Origin of the sequence: Burkholderia pyrrocinia, from assembly GCF_001028665.1 — a bacterium.
Taxonomy (GTDB): domain Bacteria; phylum Pseudomonadota; class Gammaproteobacteria; order Burkholderiales; family Burkholderiaceae; genus Burkholderia; species Burkholderia pyrrocinia.
The window spans coordinates 111,105-124,279 of the sequence record NZ_CP011504.1 but is presented as its reverse complement, the minus strand read 5'-3'; the positions used below and the strand labels follow the sequence as shown (position 1 = coordinate 124,279).

Here is a 13,175-nt window from a genome sequence, read left to right as displayed (position 1 = left end):
TCGCGACACGGCGGACGGCCGTTTGCCGAATCCGCTGCGTGCTGCGCACAATTCGACGCAATCGGCTGTCGGTGCAGCCGAAATCGACGCGAATTGCGCAATTTGGCTTCCGATAATGGTCCGGACACAACGCCGCTGCCCCGTGCGCCGCACGGGTGTGGCGATGACCAAGGAGGAGTCGATGCAATTCACGCAAGCGATCGTTCGCCGTCCCGCGCCGTCCTGTGGCGCGGGCCTGACCACTGCCGAACTCGGCGCACCCGACTACGACAAGACGCTCACGCAGTTCCACGCGTATTGCGACGCGCTGCGCACGCTCGGTGTCGAGCTGATCGAGCTGCCGCCGCTGGACGCATTCCCCGATTCGCATTTCGTCGAGGACGTGGCCGTCGTGACGCCGGAATTCGCGGTGATCACGCGCCCCGGCGCGCCCGCGCGGCGCGGCGAGACGGCGCATATCGAAGCGGCGCTCGCCGCGCATCGCGACCTGCTGCCGATGCAGGACGGCCGTCTCGACGGCGGCGACGTGATGCTGGTCGGCAAGCGCTTCTACATCGGCCTGACGGGCCGCACCGACGCCGAAGGCATTGCCGCGTTCGAATCGCTCGTGGCGCGCTACGGTTATTCGGTCATCGCGGTGCCGGTCGGCGCCGGCCTGCACCTGAAGTCGGTCGTCAACGCGCTCGGCGACGACACGCTGCTCGTGACCGAAGCGCTGGCCGCACACCCGGCGTTCGCCGACTATCGCCGGATCGCAATTTCGGCCGCCGACGAATACGCGGGCAACACGCTGCGCGTGAACGGCACGCTGATCACGCCGGCCGGTTATCCGCGCGTGCACGACGCGATCGCGTCGCTCGGGTTGCCGCTGCACGTGATCGACACGAGCGAGTTCCGCAAGATGGATGGCGGCCTGACCTGCCTGTCGCTGCGGTTCTAGCCGATTGGCGCGCGGCCGCTTCGGCCGGATAATGTGGCCCCCGCGCGGACAAGGAGACGTTCCGCGCACCAGCCACGACCCGACCGGAGCGAACGCGGATGACCGACAAGAAGATGCAGCTCGACAAGATCGATCTCCGGATCCTCGACATCCTGCGCACCGACGGGCGGATTTCCTACCGGAAGCTGTCGGAGCTCGTGAACCTCACGCCGCGGCCCTGCCAGGCGCGCGTGGAGCGGCTCGAGGCGCTCGGCGTGATCGAAGGCTACCGCGCGGTGATCAAGGCGCCGCGCGCGACCAAGCCGATCGTCGTGATCGCGCAGATCGTGCTGGCCGATCACGGGCGTTCGCAGGCGCCGTTCGAGGATGAAATGCGGGCGAATCCGGCCGTGCTCGATTGCTGGCTCGTCAGCGGCACGTTCGATTTTCTCGTGCGGCTCGCGTGCGAGGATCTCGACGAGTACCGGCGAATCGCGAACGTGTGGCTGGAAAGCCCGCGGTTCCGGATCGAGAAGATCGTGACGACGGCCGAACTGCAGGCGATCAAGCGCAGCGTCGTTTGACGCGGCCGGGAAGGTCCGGCCGCGGCAGGTCCGGCTTCGATGCGAATGACCGGGCCAATCGATTTGCATTCCGAATCAAATCGTTCGAACCGAAATCCAATCAGGGTGAACACTATGGATGCTTTGCAAGCGGCAGCGCAGACGGCCGCGCCGTCCGGGACGACGCTGAAGCGCCGTCTGCAGGGCCGCCACATCGCGATGATCGCGATCGGCGGCTCGATCGGCACGGGGCTGTTCGTCGCGTCGGGCGCGTCGGTCGCGCAAGCGGGGCCGGGCGGTGCGATCGCCGCGTATCTCGCGATCGGGATCATGGTCTACTTCGTCGTCACGGGGCTCGGCGAGATGGCGGCGCTGATGCCCGTGTCGGGCTCGTTCGCGATCTACGGCGAGAAATACGTCGACGAAGGCTTCGGCGTCGCGCTCGGCTGGACCTACTGGTATAGCTGGGCCGTGACGATCGCGATCGAGCTGGTCGCCGCACAGATCGTGATGCGCTACTGGTTTCCGGCCGTGCCGGGCGTGTGGTGGGGCGCGGCCTTCCTCGTGCTGATCTTCCTGCTGAATACGCTGTCGGTGCGCGGCTTCGGCGAATCGGAATACTGGTTCTCGCTGATCAAGGTCGTCACCGTGATCGCGTTCATCGCGGCCGGGCTGCTGATCGCGGCCGGCGTGCTGGGCACCGGGCATCCGGTCGGCTGGCGCAACTTCACGACGGGCGACGCGCCGTTCGTCGGCGGCGTGCACGCGATGATGAGCGTCGCGCTGATCGCGGGCTTCTCGTTTCTCGGCACCGAGCTGGTCGGGATCACGGCCGGCGAATCGGAGAATCCGCGCAAGACGATCCCGCGCGCAGTGAAGCAGATCTTCTGGCGGATCATGCTGTTCTACGTGCTCGCGATCTTCGTGATCGGCCTGCTCGTGCCGTACACCGATCCGAACCTGCTGAAGAGCGACGTGACCGACATCGGTGTGAGCCCGTTCACGCTGGTGTTCAGCCATGCGGGCTTTCCGCTCGCGGCCGGCGCGATGAACCTCGTGATCCTGACGGCCGTGCTGTCGGCCGGCAATTCCGGCACCTACGCGGCGACGCGGATGCTGTACAACCTCGCATCGGAAGGGCGCGCGCCGGCGATGTTCGCGACGCTATCGCCGGGCGGCGTGCCGCGCAATGCGCTGTACGCGACGATGGCCGTCGGCGGGCTGTGTTTCCTCACGTCGCTGACGAACAACCAGAGCATCTATCTGTGGCTGCTGAATACGGTCGGCATCACGGGCTTCATCGCGTGGCTCGGCATCGCGGTCTGCCATTACCGGTTCCGCAAGGGCTTCCTGAAGCAGGGCTACCGGCTCGATCAGTTGCCGTATCGCGCGAAGTGGTTTCCGTTCGGGCCGCTGTTCGCGATCGCGATCTGCATCGTGATCTCGCTCGGACAGGATTACCAGGCGTTCTTCGCGGCCCGCATCGACTGGATGGAAGTGCTGTCGATCTATGTGTGGATTCCGCTGTTCGTCGCGATCTGGTGGGCGTATCGCCGTGCACGCAAGAGCCGGCTCGTGCGCTACGAGGAGATGGACATCGGGCCGTGGCTGACGCGCTCGGTCGAGGCCGTCGACGCGGCGGCGGACTCGCGCGAGCGAGCGCGCGGCGCGTAGTGATGGCGATCACGCATCGAGTTCGGGGTAATGCCGGAAGATGCCCGATTCGTTGAACGGGATGCGCCGGTCGGAATCCAGATAGCGCGCGACGGGTTCGAGCTGCGCGACGCGGTCGTGCAGGCTGACGAGCCCCGCGACTTTCCGCTCCGCGCGCTTCATCGCCTTCGGGAACGCGTAGCGCAGCCCTTCGATCAGCTGGAACATCGACAGATCAGCATAGCTAAGCGCGCTGCCGGCGATATGGCCGCCCTTGTGCGGATTCTGTTCGAGCACGCGATCGAAGTAGCCGAGGAATTTCGGCAGCCGATTCTCGATGAAGTCGGCTGCGCGCTCGGCCGCTTCCGCTTTCTGGTCCTCGTAATACAGGCAACTTGCAATCGGATGATGCGTGTCGTGGATCTCGGTGACGAAATCGGTGACGGTCAGCTGAATCTGGTGCACCCACAGCCGGCCGGCTTCGTCGTCGGGCGCGAGCCCGAGCCGTGCGCCGAGAAACAGCAGGATGTTCGCGGTCTGCCCGACGACCACATCGCCGGCCTTCAGGAACGGCGGCGCGAACGGCACGCATTCCGCCTTCGTGCTGTCCATCATGCGCATCATTGCCGACACGCCCATGCCGCGACCCGACTCGCGCGCGACGTCGACATAGTCGGCTTCGGCCGCCTCGAGCGCGAGCCGCACATACTCGCCGCGGCCCTGTATCTCGGGCCAGTAATAGAGTTCATATCGCATGCTGTTCTCCCGTCCAGTTGAACCGGATGCTTGAGCTATCGTGAAAACGGTGCGGCCGTCCGCCGCGAATAGACAGTCTAGGCAATCGCAAGAAACGTGCAGTGCGCGTCACGCGCCGCGTTCGCCGCCTTCGGGGCCGTAGAAGAACACCCAGGTCGAGAAGTCGCCGGAGAAATCGACGAAGCGATGCACCGCATGCGCAGGGACGAACAGCGCGTCGCCGGCCGCGACGTCGCACTCGCGTCCGCCGACGATGAAGCGCGACGTGCCGGTGGCGATCACGTAGACCTCGTCGCGCGTATGCGGCTTCTGCTGGTCCGCGATGCGTGGCCGGTACAGCTCGACGTCGAGTGTGCCGTGGCGAAACAGCGTCGTGAACAGCGTGCCTTCTTCGTCGAGGCGAGCAAGCGAATCGTTCAGGCCGAGCTTCATCGTGGTGTGCTCCGGATCCGTTCGTGGGAACGTGCGTTGCGCCATCGTATCGCGAAATCCGGCGAACACGGGTCGGCGCGCGACGACGCACGCGAATCGGATACTCCCCACCGGTGAAACGTTGGTCGCATTCGCTCGCCATGGATGAAACACATTCGTCCATCGATGAAACGGCGTGACGATTGCCTGCATTCGATCGACAGGTTCACCGCAATTTAATAAACGCCCACTACGATCCTGCATCGTCGATCGACAAAATGCAGCGATCCGATCCACGCGTCGACTCTGCGGACCGTCGCTGAACCGCGCGACTCGCCCGATTGCCATTTCCCGTGACCCCGCGATCTGCAACGCCTCGACTTGCCACAGGCGTTATTCGCATTGTTTCGTCATTCTTATGAATCTGAATCCGTCGGCTTCTTCACGCAGAAAATTTCTTGCCGCCGCACCCGCCGTTGCGGCGGCGCCGCTGCTCAGCGCATGCGGCGGCGGCGACGTCACGTCGACGCCCATCGCCGATAGCGCACTAGCCGCGCAGATGTCCGCGAAGCTGAACGCGCAGCTCGGCGATGCGGCGACGGTCAATGCGATCGTGCCGGCGATGACCGATGTCGGCTTCACGTGGGATCTGCCGACGGTCCCCGCCGCGCAGATCGGCGCGATCGTCGCATACAGCTTCGGCAACCGCCCGAACGCGGCGAGCGGCAACACGTCGAGCACGGGCGGCAACCAGTCCGCGCTGCCCGATCCGGGGCCGGTCAACGAAGCGCTCGCGGACGCGGTCTACCGCATCCGCCAGTTGAAGCCCGTCAAGGTTTACGCGCAGTGGGAAATCGCGCGCTTTCTCGTGTCGAAATACGGAATGGGCGCCGACGTGCTGTCGTCGATCGAACCGGTGATCGCGAGCAACGGCTCGATCGTGTACCTGAGCACGGCAGGCGTTGCGGCCGTGGCCGTGTCGCGCGCGGGCGGCGCGGCCGCGATGGGCACGGTTGCGGTGGTCGGCCATCGCGATCACGCGAAGCGCTGCATCCAGACCTCGCAGCAGGCGGGCATGAAGGCGGCAGCGGTTGCCGAGGTGCCGCTCCCGACTGTGTACGACCCGCAATCGGGCCAGCCGTGGACGCGCAACCGCAGCCTCTACCTCGTGCACGACATGTATGCGCAGATGCTTTCGCGCGCGGTGACCGCGACGATGCAGGCGTTCCCGAAGGGCTGACGCCTTCCGCTCTCCACTCGATTCCCATGACCATGAAGACCCGCCGCCATTTCCTGGCTTCCACTTCCGTACTTGCCGCCTCGTGCGCGGCCGCCACGCCCGTGTTCGCGAGCGACGCGCCGGTGTCCGATGCCGAGCTCAAGCGCCAGATGCTCGGCAAGCTGACGAACGAACTGAACGATCGCGCGACCGCCGCCGACGAGACGGGTTACCTGTTCGACACGTTTTTCTCGTGGGCGCCGCCTACCGTCGAGGCGACCGGCATCAATGCGATCGCCGCGTTCAGCTTCGGCAGCCGCGCCGCGGCGCCCGGTGCCGCGCCGGTGCCGGGCCCGGTGAACGAGGCGATCGCCGACGCCGTGTTCGCGCTCCGGCAGAAGGTCGCCGTGCCGGTCTACGCGCAGCAGGAAGTCGCGAGCGTGCTCGCGTCGAAATACGGGCTGACGGCCGGCGTGACGACGATCGCGACGCCGGCCATGAGCGCCGGCAGCCCGATACCGACGCCCGACGGCGTCGCCGCCGCGATCGTCAGGCAGGCCGGCTCGGCCGCGGCGCTCGGCAAGGTCGCGATCGTCACGCATGCGGATCAGGCGTCGATCGCCGTGCGCGTGTCGAATGCGGCGGGGATGCAGGCGGCGGTGCCGGCCGGGCTGGCGCTGCCGGTCGCCTACGACACGTCCGCGCAGCCGCCCGCGATGCGCCGCCGCGATCTCTACCTGATGAGCAACGCCGGCATGCAGCTCGCGATGCTGCGGCTCGACCTGATCAACCGCGAATATCCGAACGGCTGACGCCGCGGGGTTCCGGCCGGTCGCGCCCTGTCCGGATGACGCGAGCCGCGATCGCGGTCATCCGGACCCGGCGCGCCCCATTTGCCGGGTAATGCCGATACAGGTATTGGGGCTACCTGCCAAACCACTGTTTTTAATGGGTTTTTTCGCGTCCGGCCTGCGCTGCGACGCGTTCTGCGTGGCATAATCGACCGCATCCGTAAGGCTTGTAGTCACAACGACCCCGCATACCCATGGCACAGACTCTCTACGACAAACTGTGGAATACCCACGTGGTCCACACCGAGGATGACGGCACGACTTTGCTGTACATCGACCGTCAGCTGCTGCATGAAGTCACGAGCCCGCAGGCGTTCGAAGGGCTGAAGATCGCGCAGCGTCCGGTGTGGCGCATCAGCGCGAACCTGGCCGTGTCGGATCACAACGTGCCGACGACGGACCGCAGCCACGGCATCGCCGATCCCGTCTCGAAGCTGCAGGTCGACACGCTCGACTCGAACTGCGATGCGTTCGGCATCACGCAGTTCAAGATGAACGACGTGCGCCAGGGCATCGTCCACATCATCGGGCCGGAGCAGGGCGCGACGCTGCCGGGCATGACGATCGTGTGCGGCGATTCGCATACGTCGACGCACGGCGCGTTCGGCGCGCTCGCGCACGGCATCGGCACGTCGGAAGTCGAGCACGTGCTCGCGACGCAAACGCTCCTGCAGAAAAAGAGCAAGAACATGCTCGTGAAGGTCGAGGGCGCACTGCCGCGCGGCTGTACCGCGAAGGACATCGTGCTCGCGATCATCGGCAAGATCGGCACCGCAGGCGGCACGGGCTACGCGATCGAATTCGGCGGCTCGACGATCCGCGCGCTGACGATGGAAGGCCGCATGACGGTCTGCAACATGGCGATCGAGGCCGGCGCGCGCGCGGGCATGGTCGCGGTGGACGACACGACGATCGATTACCTGTTGGGCCGTCCGTTCGTGCCGACCGGCGCGGAATGGGACCAGGCCGTCGAATACTGGCGCCAGTTCAAGTCGGACGAAGGCGCGCAGTTCGACCGCGTCGTCGAGCTGAACGCGGCCGAGATCGTTCCGCAGGTCACGTGGGGTACGTCGCCGGAAATGGTCACGTCGATCGACGGTCGCGTGCCCGATCCCGAACGCGAGAAGGATCCGGTCAAGCGCGACGCGATGGAGCGCGCGCTGGCCTACATGGCGCTCGAGCCGAACACGCCGATCGAATCGATCAAGGTCGACAAGATCTTCATCGGCTCGTGCACGAACGCGCGGATCGAGGACATCCGCGCGGCCGCGTATGTCGTGAAGAAGCTGAACCGTCGCATCGCGTCGAACGTGCGGCTCGCGATGGTCGTGCCGGGCTCCGGCCTCGTGAAGGCGCAGGCCGAACGCGAAGGGCTCGACAAGGTGTTCACCGATGCCGGTTTCGAATGGCGCGAGCCGGGCTGCTCGATGTGCCTCGCGATGAACGCCGACCGGCTCGATCCGGGTGAGCGCTGCGCGTCGACGTCGAACCGCAACTTCGAAGGCCGGCAGGGCGCGGGCGGTCGCACGCACCTCGTGAGCCCCGCGATGGCGGCGGCGGCGGCGATCGAAGGTCACTTCGTCGACATTCGCAAGCTGGGGTAATGCGTGACGGCATCGAAGGTCATCACGCGGCTGGTTGCCGCACTGGCGCTCGCGGGGCTGGGCTTCGGCCTTGCGGGCTGCAATACCGTCCAGGGCTTCGGGCAGGACGTCAACGCCGCCGGCAACGCGCTGAAGCGCGCCGCGGAGTGACGATTCCCGCCGAGAATTTGTCGATGTGCGCCGGCTGAACGCCGGCCCTCCAACCGGATAGACGGATCATGGAAAAATTCACAGTACATACCGGCGTCGTGGCGCCGCTCGATCGCGAGAACGTCGACACCGACGCGATCATCCCGAAGCAGTTCCTGAAGTCGATCAAGCGCACGGGCTTCGGTCCGAACGCGTTCGACGAGTGGCGCTACCTCGATCACGGCGAGCCGGGTCAGGACAACTCGAAGCGTCCGCTGAATCCCGACTTCGTGCTGAACCAGCCGCGCTACCAGGGCGCATCGGTGCTGGTCGCGCGCAAGAACTTCGGCTGCGGCAGCTCGCGCGAGCACGCCCCGTGGGCGCTGCAGCAGTACGGCTTCCGCGCGATCATCGCGCCGAGCTTCGCGGACATCTTCTTCAACAACTGCTACAAGAACGGTCTGCTGCCGATCGTGCTGACCGAGCAGCAGGTCGATCACGTGTTCAACGACACGTACGCGTTCAACGGCTACCAGCTGACGATCGACCTCGACGCGCAGGTCGTGCGCACGGGCGACGGCCGCGAGTATCCGTTCGAGATCGCCGCGTTCCGCAAGTACTGCCTGCTGAACGGCTTCGACGACATCGGCCTCACGCTGCGCCATGCGGACAAGATCCGCCAGTTCGAAGCCGAGCGGCTCGTGAAGCAGCCGTGGCTCAATACCAAGCTGGTCGGCTGATATCGCCTTCGAGGCGGGCGCGCTTGCCGCGCGTTCGCCGGCCTGCCTCCATAACCTACCCAGTCAGGAATAACGCATGAAGATTGCAGTGTTGCCCGGCGACGGCATCGGTCCGGAAATCGTCACCGAAGCGGTGAAGGTGCTGAACGCACTCGACGAGAAGTTCGAACTCGAACAGGCGCCGGTCGGCGGCGCGGGCTACGAGGCCAGCGGCCATCCGCTGCCCGACGCGACGCTGAAGCTCGCGAAGGAAGCCGACGCGATCCTGTTCGGCGCCGTCGGCGACTGGAAATACGACTCGCTCGAGCGCGCGCTGCGCCCCGAGCAGGCGATCCTCGGTCTGCGCAAGCATCTGGAGCTGTTCGCGAACTTCCGTCCGGCGATCTGCTATCCGCAGCTCGTCGATGCGTCGCCGCTGAAGCCCGAGCTCGTCGCGGGCCTCGACATCCTGATCGTGCGCGAACTGAACGGCGACATCTACTTCGGCCAGCCGCGCGGTGTGCGTGCGGCGCCGGACGGCCCGTTCGCCGGCGAACGCGAAGGCTTCGACACGATGCGCTATTCGGAACCGGAAGTGCGCCGCATCGCGCACGTCGCGTTCCAGGCGGCACGCAAGCGCGCGAAGAAGCTGCTGTCGGTCGACAAGTCGAACGTGCTCGAAACGTCGCAGTTCTGGCGCGACATCATGATCGACGTGGCGAAGGAATACGCGGACGTCGAGCTGTCGCACATGTACGTCGACAACGCGGCGATGCAGCTCGCGAAGGCGCCGAAGCAGTTCGACGTGATCGTCACGGGCAACATGTTCGGCGACATCCTGTCGGACGAAGCGTCGATGCTGACGGGCTCGATCGGCATGCTGCCGTCGGCGTCGCTCGACAAGAACAACAAGGGCCTGTACGAACCGTCGCACGGTTCGGCGCCGGACATCGCGGGCAAGGGCATCGCGAATCCGCTCGCGACGATCCTGTCGGCCGCGATGCTGTTGCGCTACTCGCTGAATCGCGCGGAGCAGGCCGATCGCATCGAGCGCGCGGTGAAAACGGTGCTCGAACAGGGTTACCGCACGGGCGACATCGCGACGCCGGGCTGCCGGCAGGTCGGCACGGCGGCGATGGGCGACGCGGTGGTCGCGGCGCTGTAAGCAGGCAGTAAAGGGTGCGAACGCGGCCGGTAAAAACGGCACGTTCGCGCCGGGTTGGCCGTTGTGCGGCCGGATAGGTTTGTGTAGACTCGAACGATGGCGCTTATTTCCCTGATCTCCCCGGTCTTGAAACTCCACGGCAACATTGCCCGTGCGGGTGCGCGCGCCATCGTCATCACGAAAACCATTACCACGAAAACGATCATTAAACGCTGATCGTCCGTCGTGCCCGCCTTTTCCCCGCGCGGTCACAGCGGGGACGGAAATGGCGGGGAAGCTCCATCAAAGGGTTAGTCATGAACGTAGGTCTCGTAGGTTGGCGCGGCATGGTCGGCAGCGTCCTGATGCAGCGCATGCAGGAAGAGGGCGATTTCGACCTGATCGAACCGGTGTTTTTCAGCACCAGCAACACGGGCGGCAAAGCGCCGTCGTTCGCGAAAAACGAGACTACGCTCAAGGACGCGACCAGCGTCGACGAGCTGAAGAAGTGCGACGTGATCATCACGTGCCAGGGCGGCGACTACACGAACGACGTGTTCCCGAAGCTGCGCGCGGCCGGCTGGAACGGCTACTGGATCGACGCGGCGTCGTCGCTGCGGATGAAGGACGACGCGGTCATCATCCTCGATCCGGTCAACCTCGACGTGATCAAGGACGCGCTCGTCAAGGGCACGAAGAACTTCATCGGCGGCAACTGCACGGTCAGCCTGATGCTGATGGCGCTCGGCGGCCTGTTCCGCGAGAACCTCGTCGACTGGATGACCGCGATGACCTACCAGGCCGCATCGGGCGCGGGCGCGCAGAACATGCGCGAACTGCTGTCGCAGATGGGCACGCTGAACGGCGCGGTGAAGGAACAGCTCGCCGATCCGGCGTCGGCCATCCTCGACATCGACCGCCGCGTGCTGGCCGCAATGAACAGCGATGCGATGCCGACCAGCAACTTCGGCGTGCCGCTCGCGGGCTCGCTGATTCCGTGGATCGACAAGGATCTCGGCAACGGGATGTCGAAGGAAGAGTGGAAGGGCGGCGCGGAAACCAACAAGATCCTCGGCAAGCCGGCGATGGGCGAGCCGGGTTCGATCCCGGTCGACGGCCTGTGCGTGCGGATCGGCGCGATGCGCTGCCATTCGCAGGCATTGACGATCAAGCTGAACAAGGACGTGCCGCTCGACGAGATCAACGGCATCCTCGCATCGGCGAACGATTGGGTGAAGGTCGTGCCGAACGAGCGTGAAGCGTCAATGCGCGACCTGTCGCCGGCGAATGTCACGGGCACGCTGACGGTGCCGGTCGGCCGCCTGCGCAAGCTCGCGATGGGCGGCGAATACCTGTCGGCATTCACGGTCGGCGACCAGCTGCTGTGGGGCGCGGCCGAGCCGCTGCGCCGCATGCTGCGCATCCTGCTCGACAAGTAAGCCCGCTCGCCTGCCCGGTCTCCGGGCCGGGCTGCACAAGATGACGCGCCGCGTCGGCCTTGACGATGTCAAGGCTGGCGCGGCGCGTTTTTCATGCGCGGATCAGCGCAGGTTCAGCAGCGTCTGGTCGACCGCCTGCTGGGTCTTGATCGTCTGCGCGTTGGCCTGGTAATTGCGCTGCGCGGTGATCAGGTTCACGAGCTCGGTCGTCAGGTTGACGTTCGAGTTTTCCAGCGCGCTGCCCTGCAGCGTGCCGTGGTTCGTGCTGCCCGGCGCGGAGATCTGCGGCACGCCCGACGCAGAGGTCTCCGCATACTGGTTGCCGCCGATGTTCACGAGCCCGTTCGGGTTGTTGAAGTTCGCGAGCGCGATCAGGCCGAGCACCGCGCTCTGGCCGTTCGAGTAGTTGCCGGTCAGCTTGCCGTCGGTGCCGATCGAAAACGTCGTCAGCGTGCCGCTCGCGAAGCCGTCCTGCGCGAGGTTGTTCACGCCGTCCTTGCCGCCGTATTGCGTCGTGCCGCTCAGGTCGAGCGTCAGGTTCTGCGGGTTGGCGCCGCCCGTCGTGTTGGGGATCGAGAACGCAAACTGACCGAGGCTCGGCGTCGGCTGGCCGGTGGCGGCCGACGTCGTCGAACTGATCCGGCCCGACGCATCGAACGTGACGGTGCCGAGATTCGTCGGCGTCTGGCCCTGCACGCCCGCGTAGGCCTGCCAGGTGCCCGCCGCGCTTTTCGCGAAATACATCGTGACCTGCTGCGAGCCGCCGAGCGTGTCGTAGACCTGGATCGACGAATTGTAGTTGTACGTCGTGTTGTCGCTCGCGTTGAACGGCGTCCTGGTCGGCACCTTGTCCTGCGAGCTCAGGTTGAACTGGCCGGTGATCTTGCCCGTCGCCTGCGGCGCGATGTTGTTGGTCGGCGCCTGCAGCGGCACGGTCTGTGCGGTGTTGATCACGCCGCCCGCGCCTGCCGCATAGCCCATCAGGTTGCGGCCTTGCGAGTCGACGATGGCGCCGTTCTTGTCGCGGTGGAACGTGCCGTCGCGCGAGTACGTCGTCGCGCCGTTGCTCGACATCTGGAAGAAGCCGTTGCCGTTGATCGCGATGTCCAGCGACGAGTGGGTCGTATTGATCGTCCCCTGGCCGAATTGCTGTTGCACCGACGCGAGCATCGTGCCGATGCCGATCTGCGTGTTGACCGACGTCGCGACCGAATTCGCATACATGTCGGAGAAGTTCGCGCGGCCCTGCTTGAAGCCGGTCGTGTTTGCGTTCGCGATGTTGTTGCCGATCACGTCGAGATTGCTCGACGCGCCGGCCAACCCGCTCAAACCCTGCTGATAGCCCATGTTCGATCCCCGTAACGAGCTGGTGAGTGAATGCAGTCTTGCAACTGCGCGCTGACCCTCTGGCACTTCACGGCGTCAGCCCGGCCGACCGCGCCCCTGCCTTTCCGGCATGTGCGAACGCGATGGCCGAATTGCGCCGATTCCTGTTTGAAGACGATCGTAGCGATCGCAATTATTCGATCTGTGTAATTTTGTGTAATGTAATTGAATTGCTGTCGAAATGACTGTTTTTGTATGAGTAATGGATCGTGCTGTCAGGCTTGCAAGCCTTATGGGGCGGTGGTTTGGCGGGAAGAATGTTCAATTCGACGATAAGAGATGGGAATTGCCTTCTTATCGATCAAATGAAATTCATTTGAATTGGATTGGCAGGCCGGCGGGATTTATTTGGAATGGCGGCTGTTAATCCATTAACGGCAGG

At 65.2% G+C, this 13,175-nt stretch carries 14 protein-coding genes; 11 read left to right on the top strand and 3 right to left on the bottom strand.

What is annotated here, in order from left to right:
• Positions 1 to 181 precede the first annotated feature (181 nt).
• The 3 genes from ABD05_RS16920 to ABD05_RS16910 all read left to right on the top strand — a co-directional run bounded on the left by ABD05_RS16920 (position 182) and on the right by ABD05_RS16910 (position 3,156).
• Positions 182 to 940 carry a dimethylarginine dimethylaminohydrolase family protein gene (locus tag ABD05_RS16920; protein ID WP_047903604.1) on the top strand — a complete coding sequence of 253 codons (759 nt, stop codon included), beginning with the start codon at positions 182 to 184 and terminating at the stop codon, positions 938 to 940.
• A gap of 98 nt (positions 941 to 1,038) precedes the next feature.
• Positions 1,039 to 1,503 (top strand): Lrp/AsnC family transcriptional regulator, encoded by a 465-nt coding sequence (locus ABD05_RS16915; RefSeq protein WP_021158710.1) that lies wholly within the window; start codon positions 1,039 to 1,041, stop codon positions 1,501 to 1,503.
• Between the two features lie 114 nt (positions 1,504 to 1,617).
• Positions 1,618 to 3,156, top strand: coding sequence for an amino acid permease (locus tag ABD05_RS16910; protein WP_047901348.1), 1,539 nt, complete (start codon positions 1,618 to 1,620; stop codon positions 3,154 to 3,156).
• 9 nt (positions 3,157 to 3,165) lie between these two features.
• Here the strand turns inward: ABD05_RS16910 and ABD05_RS16905 are convergent, their stop codons facing one another.
• Positions 3,166 to 3,891, bottom strand: coding sequence for a glutathione S-transferase (locus tag ABD05_RS16905; RefSeq protein WP_047901347.1), 726 nt, complete (start codon positions 3,889 to 3,891; stop codon positions 3,166 to 3,168).
• Positions 3,892 to 3,999: 108 nt separating this feature from the next.
• The gene (locus ABD05_RS16900; RefSeq protein WP_047903603.1) at positions 4,000 to 4,323 is read right to left on the bottom strand and encodes a cupin domain-containing protein; all 324 of its coding nucleotides are present in this window, start codon (positions 4,321 to 4,323) and stop codon (positions 4,000 to 4,002) included.
• A gap of 397 nt (positions 4,324 to 4,720) precedes the next feature.
• Here ABD05_RS16900 and ABD05_RS16895 point away from each other — a divergent pair, with 397 nt between their 5' ends.
• The 7 genes from ABD05_RS16895 to asd all read left to right on the top strand — a co-directional run bounded on the left by ABD05_RS16895 (position 4,721) and on the right by asd (position 11,407).
• Entirely contained in the window at positions 4,721 to 5,542 is an 822-nt protein-coding gene (locus tag ABD05_RS16895; protein WP_047901346.1) for a hypothetical protein, read from the top strand.
• 32 nt (positions 5,543 to 5,574) lie between these two features.
• The gene (locus ABD05_RS16890) at positions 5,575 to 6,333 is read left to right on the top strand and encodes a hypothetical protein (protein ID WP_047903602.1); all 759 of its coding nucleotides are present in this window, start codon (positions 5,575 to 5,577) and stop codon (positions 6,331 to 6,333) included.
• Between the two features lie 233 nt (positions 6,334 to 6,566).
• A complete protein-coding gene (gene leuC, locus ABD05_RS16885; RefSeq protein WP_047901345.1) occupies positions 6,567 to 7,976 on the top strand; it encodes a 3-isopropylmalate dehydratase large subunit in 1,410 nt (469 codons plus the stop codon).
• A 3-nt stretch (positions 7,977 to 7,979) separates the two neighbouring features.
• Positions 7,980 to 8,126 (top strand): entericidin A/B family lipoprotein, encoded by a 147-nt coding sequence (locus tag ABD05_RS16880; protein ID WP_027791137.1) that lies wholly within the window; start codon positions 7,980 to 7,982, stop codon positions 8,124 to 8,126.
• Positions 8,127 to 8,194: 68 nt separating this feature from the next.
• Entirely contained in the window at positions 8,195 to 8,845 is a 651-nt protein-coding gene (gene leuD / locus ABD05_RS16875; RefSeq protein ID WP_034179996.1) for a 3-isopropylmalate dehydratase small subunit, read from the top strand.
• A 76-nt stretch (positions 8,846 to 8,921) separates the two neighbouring features.
• Positions 8,922 to 9,989, top strand: coding sequence for a 3-isopropylmalate dehydrogenase (leuB, locus tag ABD05_RS16870; RefSeq protein WP_047901344.1), 1,068 nt, complete (start codon positions 8,922 to 8,924; stop codon positions 9,987 to 9,989).
• 296 nt (positions 9,990 to 10,285) lie between these two features.
• Positions 10,286 to 11,407: an aspartate-semialdehyde dehydrogenase gene (asd, locus tag ABD05_RS16860; RefSeq protein ID WP_047901342.1), complete on the top strand. Its 1,122-nt coding sequence runs from the start codon at positions 10,286 to 10,288 to the stop codon at positions 11,405 to 11,407.
• Positions 11,408 to 11,509: 102 nt separating this feature from the next.
• Here the strand turns inward: asd and flgE are convergent, their stop codons facing one another.
• Entirely contained in the window at positions 11,510 to 12,754 is a 1,245-nt protein-coding gene (flgE, locus tag ABD05_RS16855; protein WP_047901341.1) for a flagellar hook protein FlgE, read from the bottom strand.
• Positions 12,755 to 12,780: 26 nt separating this feature from the next.
• On the opposite strand from flgE, the gene ABD05_RS37640 reads away from it, so the two are divergent.
• Positions 12,781 to 12,978 (top strand): hypothetical protein, encoded by a 198-nt coding sequence (locus tag ABD05_RS37640; protein ID WP_141685064.1) that lies wholly within the window; start codon positions 12,781 to 12,783, stop codon positions 12,976 to 12,978.
• Positions 12,979 to 13,175: the final 197 nt, after the last annotated feature.